Source organism: Saccharothrix espanaensis DSM 44229 (assembly GCF_000328705.1).
Classification (GTDB): Bacteria; Actinomycetota; Actinomycetes; order Mycobacteriales; family Pseudonocardiaceae; genus Actinosynnema; species Actinosynnema espanaense.
This window is the reverse complement of record NC_019673.1, coordinates 6289094-6308188: the sequence shown is the minus strand read 5'-3', so window position 1 is coordinate 6308188 and position 19095 is coordinate 6289094. Positions and strand designations below refer to the sequence as shown.

Here is a 19095-nt window from a genome sequence, read left to right as displayed (position 1 = left end):
CAGGTGCGGCATAGTTGGCGGTATGCGGGTACTGGTGGTGGAGAACGACCGGCGACTTGCGGGCCTTCTCGTCCGCGGGCTCAATGCGGAACGCCTACGACGTGATCGTGCTGGACGTGATGCTGCCGGGGCTGAACGGCTATCGGGTGTGCGCGCGGCTGCGGGCCGCCGAGATGTGGACGCCGATCCTGATGCTCACGGCCAAGGACGGCGAGTGGGACGAGGCCGAGGGCTTGGACACGGGTGCGGCGTAGTTAAGGATTTCCGTGCTCCTGCAAGGAAGTCGGTGACCATGTCGTGGCGGCGTAGAGGCTGGGGCCGATCTTGTGGATGAGTCCGCTGTCGGCCCATCGGGCCAGCCCGTCTGTACATGGTGTCGAGGGTGATGTCACCGAAGTGGACCGCGATGTCGCGAGGTCGCCGGAGACGGGTGGAATCTTCCTGTAACAGGACCAGAATCCGATGCCTGCGACGCTCGGCAGGGGTGATATTGCGGTCGTCCCGAGAGGCGGTGGGCAGCGGGCTGCAGCTCCAGGGTTCCAGGACGCTGATGTCGAGGGCGGTGACGGTGCGGCTTCGGTCGGGTGTGCCGTCGTCGCGGCGGTCGCTGTAGCGGGAGATCGGGGATCTGACCTTGCGGGTGCTCACGCGTGGGCGTCGGGGCGGAAGGAGTGCGGCCAGGAGAAGATGCGCGATGACCCCGGATTTCTCGTTGCTGTCGGCGATGATTCCGGTCGCCTGGACGACTTGGTCGCGGGCGGCGTGCACGGCGATGATGAATCCGCAGCGGTCCGGATCGGTGCCGGGCCGGGATTCCACGGCGTTGACCATGGCGGTGCGCAGGAGTTGGTAGAGCGTGAGCAGGGACCACATCTCCTGCTCGAGCCCGGGCCGGTCGCCCGAGCGCAGGACTCGTCCGGCGGTGATCGTGTGGCGCAGGGCGTAGTACGCCGATTCGTGTTCCCACCACTGGTGGTAGAGGGCGACCAGGGCGGCGGCCGGGTGGCGGCGGGCGTCGGTCAGGGTCGTGACCAGCCGGTAGGTCCCGGTGAACGTGGTCCCGCCCGCCGCGGTCACGGTGATCCGCGCGTCGACGACCCGCACCCGCACGGCGCCGATCGTCGACAGGTAGGAGCCGTCGACGAGACGGGCCAGGACGGGGATGCGCCGGTTGTTGCGCAGCCGCCCTAGGATCCTCGCGTCGGTGGCGTGCACCTGGGCGAGGAAGGCGTTGCTGTCGAAGCTCTTGTCCCACAACACCACCATGTCCGGGGTGAGAAGGTGCAGCAGGCGTCTGGTGTAGTCGGTCTCGCCCTCTCGAGTGGGACCGAACACCGCGCCGATCAGCGCTCTGGTGCCGGTCTCGACCAGTGTCATCAGCTCCACCAGGGGTGGCCGCCGTTGCCCGGGGAATCGAGTCAGGCCCGGTTGCGGGCGGTGTCGGGGATCTTGATCGAGCTGCAGCCGTCGAAGGAGGCCGTGCGATAGGGCCCGGACCGGATACCGGGCGTGCGGGGTTGGGCCAGCGGCCCGGACGTGCGCTTCGGCCGGCAGTGGCGAAGGTCCTCGGGGAGGGCGGCGTTCCGCCTGGGTCGCAGACCTGAGATCAGAAGTAGTGATGATTTCAGTGATATAGAACCGCAGTGGTGGCGCGCAGTGGGAACCGCGCAGGTCCAGGTGCTTCGGAACTCCGCAGACGGACTCGGGTCGCTCTTGGCCGCAAGTCCTGGAAATGTCGTACCCGCGCGGTACAACTACCTGGACGGAGGGGTGATGTGATGCACGAGAGCGATGAGGATCCGGTACCCAACCCCAACGGCTGCCGGTGGTGCGGGGTGGACCGGGAAGAGCATCTTCAGCGGTGGGCACCGACTGTGAAGTGGCACGTGTGGGCCGAGCCCACCGCTGCGCAGCGCAAGGAGCGGATGCTGGCGCGGCGAGCCCGGCGCGGTCGTCCGACCGAGCAGCTGTTAGCCGGCTAGAGCCCGCAGGTCGGAGAAGATGTCCCGCAGTTCACCCGGCACGTCCTCGGGTCGTTCGAGTCGGACGGCGACCTCCCACAGCATCGCCGGCTTACGCGGCTGCTGTTCGTTGTGCTGTTGCAGCATGTATTCGACTCCGCCGCTGAACTTCTTCTGCCCACGGTGGGCGGCGAAGTGCTCGGGGGTCCAACCGCCGTCGCGCGGCCACGCCTCGTTTGCGGTCCGCGCCCACGTCTCGTCGTCGAACAGCTCCTCCAGTTCGTCGACGCCCGACCTCTTGCCCAGCATCCTGGACACCTTCTCCCGGTCCTGGCCGAAGTGCCGGGTCAGGTTGCCCTGCCGGAAGATCTTGTTCTTCGCTTCGCTGTCCGCGTCGATCACCAGCATCACCGAGCGGCCGTGCTCGTGCAGGTACTTCGCGAGATTGAGCGCGCCGTCGTTGCCGTTGCACCCCCACAAGGCGATGCCTGCCGCTTGGAGCGACATGCCTTCGGAGAGGGCGAACAGGAGGGGGAACACCAGCTGCTCGGTCTCGCCTTCGACCGCGAGGAAGCACCGCTCGTGCAGCAGGACGGAGTTGCGCAGGCCGACCGCGGCGGCGATCGCGCCGAGGTGACGGTCGAACGCGGCGTGTTCGGCGCTGCCCAGGCGCTGCATGACCGTCCGGCGGTGGTCGTCCAGCTTGAGCAGGACGACGTCGCGGATGTCCACGCCGTCGATCAGGTTCATCGAGTGCGTGGCCACCACGACGCTGACGTGCTCTGCCTTGCCCTGCCGTCGGATGATCCTCATGACTTCGCGCTGGAAGTGGTAGTCCAGGTGCGTGTCGGGCTCGTCGTAGGCGACGATCACCTGCACCGGCGGCCCGACCTCGGGGTCGACCTCGTCGCCGGAGGGCTCGGCGGCCAGCAGTTCGCTGGTCCCCTCCCACACCGCCATCGAGATGCGTCGCGCGCTGCCGCGCCCGGAGTGGTCCAGCCGGACCTGCTCGCCGGAGGCGCGTTCGAGCCGCAGGTTGGTCGAGCGCAGGACCGGAGTGAAGCTCACGTCGGTCTGGACGGTGACCGTGGCGATGTCGCCGCAGCGCTCCACGATGTGGTCCGCCAGCGGCTTCGCCTGGATGCCGAGCCAGTCGCTCGCGTCGGTCTCCAGGTCGTGTACCCGGCGCTGGACGTTCTCCTCGGCCACGTAGGTCTTGAAGCGGACCGCCAGCACGCTGCGGATTGCGGCCTCGGGATCCAGCGAGTGGCCCTCGAACTCGGCCAGTCGCGGCAGCCGATCGGCCAACGCCGGGGGCATGCCGCTCCAACCGTCACCGCCGGAGTGCTCTCTCCCGTACTCGGTGAGCGCGTCGAGCAGGGTGGCCTTCACCGGCTTGGGCACTCTGATGCCGAAGCGCGTGGCCAGTTCCTTGAGGTCGGGCACCAGTTTGCCGCTGAGGTCGCGCAGGTCCTCGTCGGCGGGCACCGGGCCCCAGATCTCGTAGCGCGGCACGAGGTCGGCTTCGGCGCAGCGTCGGATCCGCACTTCTGCGGGAAGTCTGAATCTGTCCTGTTCCCAGGGGTCCAGGTGGAACTCGCCGATGACCTCGGTGAGCGCGCACCGGCCGCCGGATTCGGCGGCGAGGTAGGACCTGTCGTCCTCGGTGAGGGTGTGGGCACCGAGGAGGAAGCCCAGTGCGCTGAGGGCAGCGGTCTTGCCGCCGTCGTTGGGACCGGCGAGGATCGTCGGGCTGCTGATCGGGATGTCCGTGACGCCGGCGAGGGAGCGGAACCCGCGCACGGAGTACTTTCCAAGGTGCACTAGCCAACCATCCAGGGCAGATCGTCGTACCGGTCATTGCTCGACCCACCGCCGGGGCCCCGAACCGGGGCGATGGTCCCCAGACCCTATGAGCCGGGGACGCGAGCTGGGGAACCGACACGCCGCAACCGCTTGCGGTCGGTGATCTGCCCGCTGGGTGTCCGACTGGCCGACGCGCTGGGCCCGCCACCGTGGCGGGGAGCGGGCCGGTGCGGTCACCTGCGGGAGCGGCGGGCGACGTCGCCCAGGGACACCGCGATCGCGATGCCGATCAGGGTGTTGAGCGTCGCGGTGGCCACGCGGCTGCCGGTGTCGGCTTCCAGGCCGAGCGGCAGGACCGCGGTGATGGCGGTCAGCAGCAGGATGATCCAGGTGAAGAAGTGGACCGCGTCCGGTGTGGTGGTCAGCATCAGTTGGAGCAGGCCGGTGGCCGCGAACGCGCTGCCCGCGGCGGCCAGCGTGTAGGCGACGGCGTCCGCGCCGCCCCATGCGCCGTGGCCTTGCGGGGCGAGCACCGCGATGTCGAGCAGCCCTCGTGCGGTCAGGATGCCGACGACGGCCACCAACCCGGCTACGAACGCCGTGGCGGCACCGCCCGCCCACAGCAGACCGGGGGAGTAGGCGCGCGCCGGCGTCTCCTCCTCGTCCTGCGCTGGTGACTCCAGCTCGAACTGCTTCGTGGGGTCGACGTGGTGGACACCGCGGGCATCTGGGCGTTGTGCCATGGCTGGGTCTTCCCTCCTCGGTCGGCCGCCGGGCCTGCCGGCGCCGGGGCGGTGGTTGTCGGCCAACTCGGGATCGCCGGTCGAGAGCGGGCGATCGTCGTCTTGGCCTCTTCTCGCTCTGCGTCGTGGCCCCGACTCTCCCGTCGTCGGAGTTCTCGCGCGCCTGTCGAAAGTCCCCGCCGCGGCGGGACGAAGGGACGCTGACGGCCGTCGACACGTGCCGGAGGCCCGGCGCTTCACCCGATTCGGGTGTGGTCGGAGCGGAGGGCTCGCGGAACCGTGGTGGACCGTGGGTGACTTCGGTGATGGCACGACCCGGGCGCTGCTCGGTGGGCTGCGGTTGGACGAGTTGGTGGACGAGATGCGCGAGCGGCTGACCGAGATCGGTTCGACGCGGGACAAGATGCAGCGGCTGTTGGACGCGGTCTTGTCGGCCGGGGCTGGTGTGGAGCTGGATTCGACGTTGCAGCGGGTGGCGCGGGCGGCGGTGGAGTTGGTCGGCGCGCGCTACGGGGCGCTGGGGGTGCTGGGCACCAAGGACGATCTCTCGCGGTTCGTGCGGCACGGCCGTCGGGTGGCTCGCGTTGGGCGGGCTGCTGACGATGGCGGCCGGTGCCGGGCTGGTGCTGCGCGCACGGCGTCCGGCCTGACCGGCAGGACACGCACCGGTGCCGGCGAGGCGTCACGGGGACTCGCGCACCTGGGTGGCGACGTCGAGCAGCGGCGTCGGAACGGTGGTCGTCATGGCGGGTCAGCTCAGCGATGCCGGGGCAGGGGCGGTTGCGTTGTAGGTGATGGTGCTGCGGGTGAAGTCGAGTTGGGCGTAGGCGAAGGGGCCGTCGGGCAGGTGCCAGACGGCGGTGCCGCGACGGGGGCGCATCCGGCCCGAGACCAGGAGCCAGCCGTCGAGGGGGGTCGACCAGCGGGTGCGGACCAGGCCCTCGGGCAGGACGGCCCAGCGGTCGTCGGTGGTGAAGTCACGGGGCGCGCCCCGGTGGTCGACGGTGACGCGGCCGGTCACGGTGTGGCCGTGGTCGGTGAGGGCGAGTTGGTAGGTGTGCTCGTCCACGGCCGTCCACCCGACGGGCAGGGGCAGCAGCATCGACGGGGCGAGCAGGACGGCGTCGGCCAGGTAGGTGACGAGTTCGCCGGCGTCGAGTTCGGGGCCGTGTTCGTCGGCGACGGTGAACAGGCCGAGGGCGGTGGCGTGTAGCCGGCCGTGGCCTTCGAGGTAGGTGTCGGTGGCCCGCAGCGGGAACAGGTGGGCGAGCGACGTCCGCATCCGGAACCGCCGGGTGACCTCCGGGGCGGTGTTGTACTGGTGGCAGTCGCACGCGGTCCAGCGCTGGTCCGGGCGCATCCGGAACCAGCCGCGCAGCCTGGCCTCGACGGACCGGTCCGGCGTGCGGCCGACCACTCCGGCGAAGGTGAGGTGGCGTCGGGCCGGTTCGGGCAGGTGGGCGAGGTCGTCCGGGGTGACGTGGGCGACCGTGGTGGCGAAGTCGTTGTGCGGCATGGTGCACCTCCGCTTCCAGGTTCGCCGCGACCGGGCCGCCGGGGGCAGGGTCCGCGGGACCGGGCGGACCGGGACCTTCGACCCGTCAGGCGTCCGGCGGCACGACCACGACCGGGCACGCCGTGTGGCGCAGGCAGTCCGCGGCCACGCTGCCCAGGAACACCTCGGCCAGCCGGCCGTGGCCGCGCGTGCCGACGACCAGCAGGTCGGCCTGCCGGGACGCCTCCGAGAGGGCGGTGCCGGCGTCGCCGGTGACGGTGACCTCGGCGACGCTCGGCGCGTCGGGCACGGTCGCCCGCACGTCCTCCACGATCGAGTGAAGGTCTCGCGCCGGGTGCCGGCGGTGGGGTGTTTCCCCATACGGGTTCAGGCCCATCGTGTTCGCGGGCACCAACCCCTCCTGGGCCGCGTACGCCATGGTCGCCTCGACGGTCTCGCCGGAGCGTTTCGCGTGTTCCAGCGCCCACTTCAGCGCCTTGCGGCTCGCGGGCGATCCGTCCACTCCCACCAGGATCATCACTGCCTCCTCGTTCGGTTCCGCCCTCAGCGTCGCGCCGGGCGCGCCGGCCGGTCAGGGGCTTTCGTCGTCGGTCGGCGGGGCCCAACCGCACTGCGCGGGTCACGTAAGGCCGAAGGTCCCTGCCCGTGCGGGACCGCGGCCACTGACCGCGCCGCCGCGCCGCCGGAAAAGTGGGAGGGGAGCAGCCAGGAGGAGTCATGAGCGAGACGATCGTGGTGGGGGTCGACGGGTCGGCCGCCGGTCAGGACGCGTTGCGGTGGGCGGTGGACGAGGGGTTGCGACGCGGTTGCGCGGTCGAGGCGGTGCTGGCGTGGCACGTCGACTACGGGATCGTGATCGGTCCGATGTCGGCGACCGTGGCGGCGAGCCTCGACCGGGAGCGGGTGCGCGAGGCGCACCAGGCGGTGCTGGACGAGGCCGTGGCCGGTGCGGAAGGTGACGTGCGGCCGGTGCTGGCCGAGGGCGACCCGCGGGACGTGCTGGCCAAGGCGTCCGAACACGCCTCGCTGCTGGTGGTCGGCAGCCGGGGTGCCGGGCCGGTCCGGGAAGCGCTGCTGGGCTCGGTGAGCTCGTTCTGCGTGCACCACGCGGCGTGCCCCGTCGTGGTGGTGCGCCTGCCCAAGCCGGCCCGTGACGAGGCCCGTCCGGTGATCACGCCCGGACCGCTGCTGTGACCGCGCACCTCGGGGACCGCGCCCTGCTCGCGGACGGCACGGTGGTGGGGCTGCGCGTACTCGGGCCGACCGACGCGGACGCGCTGCTCGCGCTGCACCGCGGGCTGCCGCTGGACGACCGCTACTCCCGGTTCTTCAGCGCCTCGCCCCGTGGACTGGACGACTTCGTGGGTCGGGTCACCTCGGTCGACGAGCCCCGCCACGTCGCCGTGGGCGCGTTCGTCGGCGACGAGCTGGTCGGCACGGCCAGCTACGTGGTGATCTCCGGTGACGTCGCCGAGGTCGCGCTGGTGGTGGCGCACGACCGCCAGTCGCACGGCGTGGGCACTCTGATGCTGGAGCACCTGGTGTCGCTGGCCCGCGCGCGGGGCGTGCGCTCGTTCGTCGCCGACGTGCTGGCGACGAGCGTCCGGATGTTGCGGGTCTTCGCCGACCTCGGACTTGTCGGCAGGTCCACTCCGGACAGCGAGGTCGTGCACGTCGATCTGGGGCTCGAACCCGGCGACAGCTACCTGGACGCGGTCACCGACCGTGAGCTGGCCGCGGAGCTGGCGAGCCTGCGGGCGGTGCTCAAGCCGTCGTCCATCGCGGTCGTGGGCGCGGGGCGCTCGCCCGGCTCGGTCGGGCACGCCGTGCTGCGCAACCTGGTCGACGGCGGGTTCACCGGCCGCCTGCACGCGGTCAACCCGCACGCCCGCGAGATCGCCGGTGTCACCTGCCACCCGTCCGTCGCGGACTTGCCGGAGACACCGGACCTCGCTGTGGTGTGCGTGCCAGCGAGCGCGGTGTCGCAGGTCGCCCAGGACTGCGCGCAGCAAGGTGTCAAGGCGGTGGTCGTGGTGACCTCCGGCGTCGACCGGTTGCCGGACGCGGTGCGCGGGCTGCGCGTGGTCGGGCCGAACTGCATCGGCGTGGTGAGCACCGACCCGGCGGTGCGGATGAACGCGACCTTCCTGCGCGAACCGGCGGCACCGGGCGGGATCGGCGTGGTCACCCAGTCCGGCGGTGTCGCGATCGCCCTGGCCGAGCAGCTGCGCCGGGCCGGGCTCGGCACGTCGGACCTGGTCTCGACCGGCGACAAGTACGACGTGAGCGGCAACGACCTGTTGCTGTGGTGGGAGCGCGACGAGCGGACCGACGCCGTCGTGCTGTACCTGGAATCGTTCGGCAACCCCCGCAAGTTCTCCCGCCTCGCCCGCCGCGTGTCCCGCCGCAAGCCCGTGCTCGCCATCAGGTCCGCGAGCAGCGAAGCCGGGCAGCGCGCCGCCGCCTCGCACACCGCCGCCACCGCGACGCCCGCGGTGACCCGGGACGCGTTGTACCGCAAGGCCGGCGTCACGGCGGTGGACGGCGTGACCGAGCTGGTCGAGGTGCTCGCGGCACTGCACGCGACCCCGCTGCCCGCCGGACGGTCGGTGGCGGTGGTCGGCAACGCCGGCGGGCTCGGAGTGCTCGCTGCCGACGCGTGCGTCCACAACGGACTGACCGTGGCCGTGCTCTCGTCGGCGACCACGCGGGCGCTGCGGTCGCTGCTGCCGTCGACGGCGAGCCCGGACAACCCGGTCGACACGACCGCCGTCCTCGACCCGCGGGTGTTCGCGCGGTGCCTGGACCTGATCGCCGAGGATCCCGTCGTGGACGCGATCGTCGCGGTCACGGTGCCCACCGCGCTCGGCGACCCGGCGGGTGGCGTGCACCGCACCGGGAAGCCCGTGCTGGCGGTCGACCCGTCCGGCCCGCTGCTGGTGCGGCCCGACGGCGTCGCCTGCTACCCGGACCCGGCGGGCGCGGTGCGCGCCCTGGCCGCGTTGGCGGACCGCGCCGAGTGGCTGCGCCGCCCGGAACCGGGATTCGCCCCACTGCCCGGCGTCGACCTGACGGCGGCCCGCGCCGTGGTGCAGGCCCACCTGGCCGACGAGCCGGCCGGCGGGTGGCTCGACCCGGACCGGGTCGTGAAGCTCCTGCGCGCGTTCGGGCTGCCCGTGCTCGGCGGTGCCCTCGTGACGGACGAGGAAGGCGCGGTGGCCGCGCAGCGGTCCCTCGGCGGTCCGGTCGCGCTCAAGGCCGTGGCACGGGACGTGCTGCACAAATCGCGCGCCGGCGGCGTGCTCCTGAACGTCGACGGCCCGCAGGTCGCGGCGTCGTTCGACGAACTGCGCGACCAGTTCGGCGACCGGCTCGACGGCGTGTTCGTCCAACCCATGAGCGAAGGCGGGCGGGAACTGCTCGTCGGCGTCGTGGGCGACCCCCAGTTCGGGCCGCTCGTGGTCACCGGTCTCGGCGGCGTCGACACCGACGTGGTGGACGACCGCGCCGCCGCCCTCGCGCCCCTGACCGGAGCGGACGCCGACGACCTGCTGCACGGGTTCCGGGCGGCGGCCGGGGTGTTCGGCGAGGTCGACGCCGCACCCGTGCGCGACGTGCTGCTGCGGGTGTCGCGGCTGGCCGAACTGCTCCCTGAGGTCGCCGAACTCGACCTCAACCCCCTGATCGTGCGCGGCGGCCACGCCGAGGTGGTGGACGCGCGGGTGCGACTGGCCCCCGCCGCGCCCGCCGACGCGTTCCCGCGTGGCCTGCGCACCCCTCCGGTGAGCACCGGACGTCGAGTCGAACCCAGAACCGAGTGAGGTGACGGCCGTGAACGCACAACCCATCGTGGTCGGCGTGGACAACACGCCGGCGGGCCTGCGCGCGTTGCGCTGGGCCATGGACGAGGCGACCCTGCGCGGGTGCCCGCTGCACGTGGTCAACGTGTGGCAGTTCGAGCCGCTGGCCGATTGGACGATGACCTCCGAGCAGGAGGCGCGGAGCCGGTCCGAAGCCGTGGTGGAGAACGCCCTGCGCACCGCCGCGACCGGTCGCCGGGACTTCCCGCAGATCGTGCGCGACTGCGCGCGGGGCAGCGCGGCCGAGGTCCTCGAAGACCGGGCGCGAGGCGCGGCACTGCTGGTGCTGGCCGCCCACAACGGCTCCAAGCTGCGCCGCCGCGTCCTGGGCAGCACCAGCGCGCACTGCGTGCTGCACTCGACCGCGCCGGTCGTCGTGATCCCCGCCGAGGTGCCGAGCAGCGCCGAACCCGCAGCAGAGGAGGCCCGGTCATGAGGGTCCGCGACGTGATGACCCACGACGTGGTGACCGTTCCACCCGGCTCGTCGGCCCGGGACGCCGGCGCGCTGCTCGCCGCCAAGGGGTTCACCATGCTGCCCGTGGTCGACGGCGGCGGCCGGCTCGTGGGCGTCGTCACCGAGGTCGACGCGCTGCGCGGCCGGCTGTCGCTCGACCCGCGGACGCTGGTGCGCGGCGAACCCGCCCGCCACGACCCCGCGCCCGCGCGGACCGTCGAGGGCGTGATGAGCCCGCCGGACGCCGTGGTCACACCGGAGGTGGACCTGGCCGTGCTGGCCCGGCGCATGGTCGACGCCGACGCGCGCAGCGCCGCCGTCGTGTCGGCCGGGCGGCTGGTGGGGGTGGTGACCCGCCGGGACCTGCTGCGCGTGATCAGCCGCGAGGACCGCGACCTGGCCGCCGAAGTCCGCCGGCGGCTCGGCCTGTACGCGGGCCGCCACCGCTGGACGGTGTCCGTCACCGACGGACGGGTGTCCATAGTGGACGCGATGGACGACCCGGAGGACCGGCACATCGTGTCCGTGCTCGTCGGTGCGGTGCCCGGCGTGGTCGACGTCGCCTTCCCCGAGTCCCGCCATGCCGTCACCGGCCACGACTGACCGGGAGCCGGCCCACCACGGCCTGCCGGTGCACGAGGTCGTCCGGCGCGCCGGGACCGACGAGGCCGCCGGGCTGACCGGCGCGGTGGCCGCCGACCGGCCGGCGGCGCTGGGCCCGAACACCCTGCACAAGCGGGTGCGGTGATGATCGTCATCGCGGGCGGCGGGATGAGCGGGCTCAGCCTCGCCGGCCACCTGTCGCGGTGGCCGGTCACCGTGGTGGACGACGGGCACGCCGACCTGGAAGGGCTGGCGTGGGCGTCGTGGAGCGACCGCCCCGGGCTGCTCGACGCGGCGGTGTCCCGCACGTTCGACCGCGTCCGCGTGCACGCCGGCGGACGCACCTGGGTACTCGACCTGGGCTGCTACCGGTACCGGGTGGTGCTCGGCCCGGATCTCGCGCGGGTCGTGCGGGTCGTGCGGGTCGTGCGGGAGCTCGCGCCGGGATGCCGCTACCGGCGCGGCCACGTCGACCTGGTCGAGGACGGGCGAATCGTCGTGGACGGCGAGGCCTTCCCCGCCCGGTGGGTGTTCGACAGCGTCGGCGGACCGCTGCCGGACCCGGACGGCAGGTTGGCGTTCCTCGGGTGGCACGTGCGGACCGACCGGCCGGCGTTCGACCCCGACGTGCCGACCCTGTTCGACTTCCGCACCCGCCAACTGGGCGCGAGCTTCGTCTACGTCCTGCCCGTCGACCCGCACCACGCCCTCGTCGAGCACACCTCGTTCACCAGCGGTCCGGTGGACGACACCGCGCGACGGGAGGCGCTGCGCGAGTACCTGGACGACGTGATCGGGACCGATGGGCACGTGGTCGAGCGGGAAGAGTCCGCCGACCTCCCGCTCATCTCGCGGCCGGCACCCCGGCGGCGCGGGAACGTGCTGGCCATCGGTGCCCGGGGCGGGCTGGTGAAGGCCTCCACCGGGTACAGCTACCAGCGCGTCCAGCGGGACAGCGCGGCCATCGCCCGGTCCCTGCGCCGCCACGGGCACCCGTTCGACCTGCGCCCGCCGCCCACCCGGTTCCGGCTCTACGACGGCGCGCTGCTGGACGTGGTGGCCGCCGAGCCCGCCCGCCTGGAGCAGGCTTTCGCCGCCCTGTTCCGGCACGCCACCGCCGAGCCCGCCCTGCGGTTCCTCGACGAACGCACCTCGCTGATCGACGAGGTGCGGCTGTTCGCGACGATGCCCGCCGCCGCCTACCTGTCCGCGGTCCGCCGCCGGCTGTCGCGGGCGACCGGCTGACGGGGGACGATCACGGGCCGGCGGGCCACGTCGGACGGGATCCGGCGGGCCACGAACACCGGGCACCGGGCGTGGTGCAGAGCGGCTCGCGTGGTGGGCCCGCTCCCGGCGACGACCAGCAGGTCGGTGTCGGCGTAGCGGGCGATCGCCTCGTGCGGGTGCATCCGGGCGAGCACGGACGTGTGCCGGACGCCGCGCAGCACGCGGTCCGCGTGGGTCAGCGGCCACTCCGGGTCGTCCGCCCGCACGGGCAGCGGCGGGGACGCGTGCAGCACGCGCAGCGCCGCACCGCGCTGCCTGGCCAGCACGGCCGCGCGGGTGAGCACCAGGTCGTCATCGGTTCCCGTCACCAGCGCGGTGACCCGGCGGTGTCCGCGTGGCGCCGCACCGCGGACCACGACGACGTCGCACGCCGCGTGGTCGACCAACGTCAACACCCGTCGGCCCACCCTCGTCGGGCCGTTGCCCGGCTGGGAGACGACCAGCAGCCCACCACGGGGCAGACCACCCACCCGGTCCGGCGGGCGCACCTCGACCGGAACTCCGACGAGTCGCGCGTGCTCTGCGGCCCAGCAGCGGGCGGCCTCGTCGACTGCGGTCTCACCGGACGCCACGACCACCGGCGGAACAGGGGAGCTGACCAGGTTGTCCATGCCCTCCACGATCGTCCGCCGCCGCCGACCGCGGCAGGGTCGTGCGCGAGGTCAGCAGCGGGACGAAAGTCCCTGCTCCAGCACCAGCGCCTCGACCTCGCGCCGCGGTGTCGGCGGCACCGGCGACCCGAACCCGATCCGCAGCACCGCCTGCGGCTCCAGCGACCCGCCCAGCGACCGGCGCAACCGCTCGCGGACCGACCGGACCTCGACGGGCTGCGACAGGAACGACGCCGACAACCCGAACGTGGTCGCCGTGAGCAGCACCCGTTGCAACGCCTGGCCGGCTTGGAGTTCGGCCTGCGGGCCGTCGTGGAACGAGCACAGCACGACCATCAGCGGGTCGGACTCGTAGTCCTTGCCCGGCGTGCGTTCCCGGGCGTCGAAGTCGCGCAGCGCCCACTCGTCCTGCGGCGCGGGCCGGATGCCCGCCGACGCCGGCGGCACGCCGTCACCCGCCCGGACACCGGTCCACGCCGCCAGCTCCGATCGGACGGCGGGATCCTCGGCCTGCACGCGGTGCGCGTCGCCGACCATCCGTTGCAGGCGCGCCCGCTCCTCGCGGTCGGCCACGACGTGCAGCCACGTCCGCTCCCGTTCGGCCGCCCGCACCAGCGCGTGGGCGTGCGCCGCCGGCACCGGCACGTTTCGGAACGGCATGCGGTTGGACCTGCGGGCCGGCACCGCGCCGATCAGGCCGCGCGCCTCCTCGTCCAGGTCCTGCCGACCGCCCCGGCGCACGACCGCCAACGCGCCGGGGGCGTCGGAACCGGGCAGCAGCGTCACCAACGGCCGGATCAGCCTGGCCCGCAACGCCAACCGCAGGTTGAACAACGCCGCGCCGCACGCCAGCCGCAACTCCCGATCTTCGGGGTCGGTCGCGGGCAGCCGCCGCGCCGGATCGGCGTGCAGCTCGATCCGGTCGTCGGCAAGCCGGAACCGCCATGGCTGGGTGTTGTGCACCGACGGCGCGAGGGTGGCCGCGGCCAACACCTCCCGCAGCTCATCCGGCCCCAGTCCCAGCACTTGCGCCGCTTCCACCATCACCCGTCACCCCGAACTCCGCTTTCGAAGACACCTTCCACTCATCATTCGTCCGGGTGGTCGTCCGCTCACATGGTCGAAGGTCCCGATCCGACGGGGGCTCAAGACTTGGTGCCACGATCACGCTGTGCGAGCCTGATGCCCGTGCCGGAACCCCTGGACGTACCGACGCCACGCCTGCTCGCCGGACTGCGGCTCGACGAGCTGCTGGACGAGATGCGCGAGCGCCTGACCGAAATCGGTTCGACGCGGGACAAGATGCAGCGGCTGCTGGACGCCGTGCTGGCGGTCGGGGCGGGCCTGGAACTCGACTCGACGTTGCAGCGGATCGTGCAGGCGGCCGTGGAGCTGGTCGGCGCGCGCTACGGGGCGCTGGGCGTGCTGGGCACCAAGGCGGACCTGTCGGAGTTCGTGTACGTGGGCATCGACCCGGCGACACGGGCCAACATGGGCCACCTGCCGGAGGGTAAGGGTCTGCTCGGACTGCTCATCAAGGACCCTCGGGCGATCCGGTTGCACGACCTGTCGTCACACGCCGCGTCGGTGGGTTTCCCGCCGAACCACCCGCCCATGCACAGTTTCCTGGGCGTGCCGGTGCGGGTGCGCGACGAGGTGTTCGGCAACCTCTACATGACCGAGAAGATCGACGGCGCGGATTTCACCGCTGATGACGAGGTGGTGTTGTCGGCGTTGGCGGCGGCGGCCGGGGTGGCGATCGAGAACGCGCGGCTGTTCGAGCGGTCGCGCAGCCGGGAGCGGTGGCTGGAGGCCGCTGCGGAGATCAACTCGGTGCTGCTGGGCGGCGCGTCGGCGGAGGACGCCCTGCACCTGATCACCCAGCGCACCCGCGAGCTGTCGGCCGCCTCGCTGTCGCTGATCCTGCTGGTCGAAGAGGGCGTCGCGGACCTGCGGATCGCCGCCGGGGCGGGCAAGCAGTCCGACGGGCTGATCGGTGTCGCGGTCACCCCCCGGGAGAAGTTCGCGCGGCAGGTGCTCGACTCCGCCGCGCCACTGCTGGTCGAGGACCTGGAAGGCCGGCTGGGACAGCTGTCGGTGGACGTGGGACCCGCCGTGGCGGTGCCGCTGCGCACCGGCAGCACGGTCAACGGAGTGCTGCTCGCCGCCCGCGGCAAGGGCGGCACCCAGTTCGTCGCGGACCAGGTGCCGTTGTTGGCGTCGTTCGCCGACCAGGCGGCGGTGGCGTTGGAGTTCGCCGAGAACCAGCGCTCCCGGCGGCTGGTGGACGTGCTGGAGGACCGTGACCGGATCGCCCGGGACCTGCACGACCACGTGATCCAACGGCTCTTCGCCACCGGCATGAGCCTGCAAGGCGCTCTGGGGACGATCCAGCAGCCGCGCATCCGGGAACGGGTCGAGAAGGCGGTGAAGCAGCTCGACGAGACGGTCTTGGAGATCCGGACGTCGATCTTCGACCTCCAGGCGTCCGACGACGCCCCGGGCCTGCGCCGCCGGCTGCTCGACCTGATCGCCGAGGTGACCTCGGACACGGCGGTGACACCGACCGTGCGGATGACCGGAACAGTCGACAACTCCGTGCCCGACGACATCGCCGAACACGCCGAAGCGGTGGTGCGCGAAGCCGTCAGCAACGTGGTCCGCCACGCACGGGCCACCGAACTGACCGTGACCGTGGAAGCGGGGGACCGGCTCACCCTGACGGTGGTCGACAACGGTGGTGGGATGCCGGACCAGGTCGCGCGCAGCGGCCTGCACAACCTGGAGCGCCGCGCCGCCGAACTGGGCGGCACCCTGTCCGTCAGCGCCGATCCCGGTGGCGGCACCCGCTTCTGCTGGCAAGTCCCCCTGTCCTGACCGGCTGGGCCTGACGGCTGGTTCTGACCGGCTGGGCCTGACCGCCCATCTTTGCGGACTGTGCGGGCGTCGTCCCGGTTACCGTGAGTCGATGCCCGACGAGACGGCGTCCCGCTCCGATCGTGGCCGCTACGAGGTTGCCGCCTGGATCCGCGGTCAACCGAAGGCGTCGGCACGCTTCGGTGCCGTCCTGCGCGACACCCTCGACGAAGTGCTGGACGGTCCGCGCACCGGTCGGTTCGACGTCGACCGGCTGGACCAGGTCGAGAAGGTGTACCTGGGCACCAAGTTCACGATCCTCACCAGAGCGGAGTTCACCCTGCCGCCCGGCCGGCGGGCGGGCTGCCAAGTCGCCGGTCACGAGGTCGAGTTGCTCCTCTCGCTCGACACGACCTGGTCGGTGCCCTCCGGCGCGATCGGCCGGCTGTGCCTGCTCGTCTCGGCGGACGACCGGCGCGCAACGTTCGACGTCGGCTTGGTCCGCGCCACACCCGACGTGCTCACCCGGCCGCGCAGGAGCCGGCGGGAACTCCGGCCCGGTCGGGCCACGGCGAACGCGGAATGGCTGTTCCGCGACGCCCTCCTGCCCGAGAACGCGCTGCTCGCCATGCCCCGCGCGGACAGCGACGCGATCATGGGCCCGCGATCCGGGCAGCAGCGCGTCAACGAGCTGCTCCGACGGGTGCAGGGCAAGCTGATCGAGCGCAAGACCACGCTCACCGTGGCCATGCAGCACGACGGCATGAAGCGATGCCGGGACGCGCGGCTGCTCCTCGCCCAGGAAGGGATCGTCGTGCTCGGCCACCAGAACGAAGCACCGCGCGTCGCGGAAGCGCTCGGACTTCCGGTTCCCCGCAAGGGTTCGTTGTTGGCTGTACGGCTGATCCGCGTTCCGGAGCATGCTCCGGGTCGCCCCACGGTGCGGGTTGGCGACGCCCACTACGCGGTGGCACGACCGGGCGATCCTGTGGAACCCGCGCCGCACATCCACTGCTGACCGTCGTAGTCAGCCGTTCTCGCGGGTCGCCGGGTCGGGTTTGCGCAGGCGGGTGGCGAGGACGGCGGCCTGGGTGCGGCGTTCGAGGCCGAGTTTGGCCAGCAGGTGGGAGACGTAGTTCTTGATGGTCTTCTCGGCGAGGAACATCTGCTCGGCGATCTGGCGGTTGGTGAGGCCGCGTCCGATGTGGTCGAGGACGAGGCGTTCCTGTTCGGTGAGCATTCGGACGGGGTCGCCGTGTTCGCGTTCGCGGCGGATGCGGTTGAGCAGGGCGGAGGTGGAGCGGGCGTCGAGCAGGGACTCGCCGGCGGCGACGGTGCGGACGGCGGAGACGAGGTCGGTGCCGAGGATGCGTTTGAGGACGAAGCCGGAGGCGCCGGCCATGATGGCGTCGAACAGGGCTTCGTCGTCGGTGAAGGAGGTGAGCATGAGGCACTTGAGGTCGGGTAGCAGGGAGCGCAGTTCGCGGCACAGTTCGATGCCGTTGCCGTCGGGCAGGCGGACGTCGAGCACGGCGACGTCGGCTCGGCTGCCGGGTACCCGGGCCAGGGCTTCGGCCACCGATCCGGCCTCGCCGACCACGTCCAGGTCGTCCGCGCTGTTCAACAGCTCGCGGACCCCGACCCGAACCACCTCGTGATCGTCGACAAGGAAGATCCTCGCACCCACCGCACCCACCTCGCGTCGTCCGACCATGCCCCCACGACGATGCCCGATCCGCCGGTGGCGTCCCAGGGACTTTGGACCCTGGGACTACCCGCGACCTGGCGGCGATGGGCCCTGTCCGGCGGGGACCAAGGGCCGGTTCCGCCCGCCTGCCCGCCGCCTAGCGTCGGAAGCGGGAACGAACGAGGAGGAGGTGCGCGATGCGCGCCTGCGACATCATGACCAGCCCGGTCATCGCGGTCACACCGGACGTGCCGGCCCGCGAGGCCGCCGCGTTGCTGGTGTCCCACGGCTTCACCGCGACACCCGTGGTAGACGAGGACGAGCGGCTGATCGGCATCGTGACCGAGGCCGACCTGGTGCGCGGCCGGTACACCGAGGGCTCGGCCGGCGACACCCCGGTGAGCTCGGTGATGACGACGCCGGTGTTCGCCATGGGCCCCGGCACCCCGGTGGTGCTCATCGCCCGCGTGATGGTGGACGACCGCGTGCGGTGCGTGCCGATCGTGGACGGGGCCCGCCTGCTCGACGTGGTCACCCGGCGCGACCTGGTGCGCGCGCTGGCCCGCACCGACGCGGCCATCGCTGCCGACGTCCGGGCCCGGCTCGACGCCTGCGCCGGCCCCGGCCGGTGGACCGCGTCGGTGCACGACGGCGAGGTGTCGATCGACGCCGACTTCCCCGACGAGCAGAGCGCCCGGGTCGCGGTGGCCCTGGCGGAAGCGGTACCGGGTGTCGCGGGAGCGCGCGTCCGGGACACGACGGAAAGGATCGTGCGATGAGTGCCCCGATCGTGGTCGGTGTGGACGGTTCGACCTCGGCGTTGTCGGCGGTGACGTGGGCAGCCGCACAGGCGGCACGCCACCGCCTGCCGCTCAAGCTGGTGCACGCCTACGTGATGCCCACACGCGGCTACCCCGAGATCGTGCTGACCGGCCGCGAGGTGCTCCAGGCGATCGAGGACCAGGGCCGGACCTGGCTGGCAGAAGCCGCGGACGTGGCCCGCGACGCCGCGCCCGACGTGGAGGTCATGACGGCGCTGGAGACTTCGGGAGCCTCCGGCGCGCTGATCCGCGAATCCGCGCGGGCCCGCACGGTCGTACTGGGTTCGCAGGGGCTGGGCGGGTTCACCGGGCTGCTCGTCGGCTCTGTCGCCGTCGCGGTGGCCGCGCACGCGAAGTGCCCGGTGGTCGTGGTGCGCGGCGAGGTGCGCGACCACGGGGCCGTGGTCGTCGGTGTGGACGGGTCGCCGGCCAGCGAGGAAGCGGTCGGGTTCGCCTTCGAGGAGGCCTCGACGCGCAACGCGCCGTTGACCGCGGTGCTCGCGTGGAACGACTTCCTGATCGACACCCCGTACGGCAGCAGGCTCACCGTGGACTGGACCCAGGTCGAGGACGCGGAACGGCGGGTGCTCGCCGAGCGGCTGGCCGGGTGGCAGGAGAAGTACCCGGACGTCCGGGTGGACCGGGTCGTCCTGCGGGACCGGCCGGTGCGCGCACTGCTCAACCTGGCCCAGACCGCGCAGCTGCTCGTGGTGGGTAGCCGGGGGCACGGCGGGTTCACCGGGATGCTGCTCGGCTCCACCAGCCAGGCACTGGTCTACCACGCCCCGTGCCCGGTGGCCGTCGTCCGGCCCACGGGGGAGTAGCGAGTCCGTCGAATCGGGGGTGCACCTGCGTGCGCCTCCGATTTTCGTTGCCGTGCCGAGGAAG

18 protein-coding genes and 2 pseudogenes are annotated in these 19095 nt (G+C 72.4%); 12 read left to right on the top strand and 8 right to left on the bottom strand.

All coding sequences use genetic code 11. The features are described 5' to 3' along the window. Window positions 1-22: 22 nt before the first annotated feature. Window positions 23-248, top strand: a pseudogene (locus tag BN6_RS49775) (response regulator); the annotation flags it as partial. Here BN6_RS49775 and BN6_RS27225 read toward each other — a convergent pair. From BN6_RS27225 to BN6_RS27215, 3 genes are all read right to left on the bottom strand, one after another. Then, window positions 196-1869, bottom strand: a complete 1674-nt coding sequence (locus BN6_RS27225; protein ID WP_331712603.1) for a transposase — start codon at window positions 1867-1869, stop codon at window positions 196-198. The pseudogene BN6_RS49775 and the gene BN6_RS27225 sit on opposite strands and share 53 nt — an antisense overlap. A gap of 101 nt (window positions 1870-1970) precedes the next feature. Beyond that, entirely contained in the window at window positions 1971-3785 is a 1815-nt protein-coding gene (locus BN6_RS27220) for an ATP-dependent nuclease (protein ID WP_015103016.1), read from the bottom strand. A 215-nt stretch (window positions 3786-4000) separates the two neighbouring features. Continuing rightward, complete coding sequence (locus BN6_RS27215; protein ID WP_015103015.1) at window positions 4001-4510, bottom strand: DUF6069 family protein; 510 nt, start codon at window positions 4508-4510, stop codon at window positions 4001-4003. A gap of 289 nt (window positions 4511-4799) precedes the next feature. Between BN6_RS27215 and BN6_RS49125 the strand changes: the two are divergent. Further along, window positions 4800-5078 (top strand): annotated as a pseudogene (locus BN6_RS49125) (histidine kinase); the annotation flags it as partial. A gap of 183 nt (window positions 5079-5261) precedes the next feature. Here BN6_RS49125 and BN6_RS46990 read toward each other — a convergent pair. Next, window positions 5262-6026, bottom strand: coding sequence for a DUF6544 family protein (locus BN6_RS46990; RefSeq protein WP_015103014.1), 765 nt, complete (start codon window positions 6024-6026; stop codon window positions 5262-5264). A gap of 85 nt (window positions 6027-6111) precedes the next feature. After that, window positions 6112-6543 (bottom strand): universal stress protein, encoded by a 432-nt coding sequence (locus BN6_RS27205; protein ID WP_015103013.1) that lies wholly within the window; start codon window positions 6541-6543, stop codon window positions 6112-6114. 200 nt (window positions 6544-6743) lie between these two features. Here BN6_RS27205 and BN6_RS27200 point away from each other — a divergent pair, with 200 nt between their 5' ends. Genes BN6_RS27200 through BN6_RS27180 form a run of 6 tightly spaced genes read left to right on the top strand, consistent with a single transcriptional unit; the run spans window position 6744 to window position 12190 of the window. Then, entirely contained in the window at window positions 6744-7220 is a 477-nt protein-coding gene (locus BN6_RS27200) for a universal stress protein (RefSeq protein ID WP_015103012.1), read from the top strand. Further along, window positions 7217-9847 (top strand): bifunctional acetate--CoA ligase family protein/GNAT family N-acetyltransferase, encoded by a 2631-nt coding sequence (locus BN6_RS27195; protein WP_015103011.1) that lies wholly within the window; start codon window positions 7217-7219, stop codon window positions 9845-9847. The genes BN6_RS27200 and BN6_RS27195 overlap by 4 nt, the downstream gene beginning before the upstream one ends. 10 nt (window positions 9848-9857) lie before the next feature. Next, window positions 9858-10322 carry a universal stress protein gene (locus BN6_RS27190; RefSeq protein WP_015103010.1) on the top strand — a complete coding sequence of 155 codons (465 nt, stop codon included), beginning with the start codon at window positions 9858-9860 and terminating at the stop codon, window positions 10320-10322. After that, window positions 10319-10945 carry a CBS domain-containing protein gene (locus BN6_RS27185; RefSeq protein WP_015103009.1) on the top strand — a complete coding sequence of 209 codons (627 nt, stop codon included), beginning with the start codon at window positions 10319-10321 and terminating at the stop codon, window positions 10943-10945. The genes BN6_RS27190 and BN6_RS27185 overlap by 4 nt, the downstream gene beginning before the upstream one ends. Further along, a complete protein-coding gene (locus BN6_RS44235; RefSeq protein ID WP_084672785.1) occupies window positions 10923-11090 on the top strand; it encodes a cation-transporting P-type ATPase in 168 nt (55 codons plus the stop codon). The genes BN6_RS27185 and BN6_RS44235 overlap by 23 nt, the downstream gene beginning before the upstream one ends. Then, entirely contained in the window at window positions 11090-12190 is a 1101-nt protein-coding gene (locus BN6_RS27180; protein WP_041314192.1) for a lycopene cyclase family protein, read from the top strand. Before BN6_RS44235 ends, BN6_RS27180 begins: the two co-directional genes overlap by 1 nt. Here BN6_RS27180 and BN6_RS27175 read toward each other — a convergent pair. Together BN6_RS27175 and BN6_RS27170 are read right to left on the bottom strand one after the other, a co-directional pair. After that, complete coding sequence (locus BN6_RS27175; RefSeq protein ID WP_015103006.1) at window positions 12145-12843, bottom strand: universal stress protein; 699 nt, start codon at window positions 12841-12843, stop codon at window positions 12145-12147. The genes BN6_RS27180 and BN6_RS27175 overlap by 46 nt on opposite strands. Window positions 12844-12894: 51 nt before the next feature. Continuing rightward, window positions 12895-13887, bottom strand: coding sequence for an Acg family FMN-binding oxidoreductase (locus BN6_RS27170; protein ID WP_015103005.1), 993 nt, complete (start codon window positions 13885-13887; stop codon window positions 12895-12897). A 138-nt stretch (window positions 13888-14025) separates the two neighbouring features. On the opposite strand from BN6_RS27170, the gene BN6_RS27165 reads away from it, so the two are divergent. Next, window positions 14026-15720 (top strand): sensor histidine kinase, encoded by a 1695-nt coding sequence (locus BN6_RS27165; protein ID WP_041314189.1) that lies wholly within the window; start codon window positions 14026-14028, stop codon window positions 15718-15720. After that, on the top strand, window positions 15680-16717 hold the full coding sequence (locus BN6_RS27160; RefSeq protein ID WP_148303030.1) for a NaeI family type II restriction endonuclease: 1038 nt from the start codon (window positions 15680-15682) through the stop codon (window positions 16715-16717). The genes BN6_RS27165 and BN6_RS27160 overlap by 41 nt, the downstream gene beginning before the upstream one ends. Before the next feature lie 9 nt (window positions 16718-16726). Here the strand turns inward: BN6_RS27160 and BN6_RS27155 are convergent, their stop codons facing one another. Then, window positions 16727-17386, bottom strand: coding sequence for a response regulator transcription factor (locus BN6_RS27155; protein WP_015103002.1), 660 nt, complete (start codon window positions 17384-17386; stop codon window positions 16727-16729). A gap of 197 nt (window positions 17387-17583) precedes the next feature. On the opposite strand from BN6_RS27155, the gene BN6_RS27150 reads away from it, so the two are divergent. Beyond that, the gene (locus BN6_RS27150) at window positions 17584-18165 is read left to right on the top strand and encodes a CBS domain-containing protein (protein WP_015103001.1); all 582 of its coding nucleotides are present in this window, start codon (window positions 17584-17586) and stop codon (window positions 18163-18165) included. After that, entirely contained in the window at window positions 18162-19031 is an 870-nt protein-coding gene (locus BN6_RS27145) for a universal stress protein (protein WP_015103000.1), read from the top strand. Before BN6_RS27150 ends, BN6_RS27145 begins: the two co-directional genes overlap by 4 nt. Window positions 19032-19095: the final 64 nt, after the last annotated feature.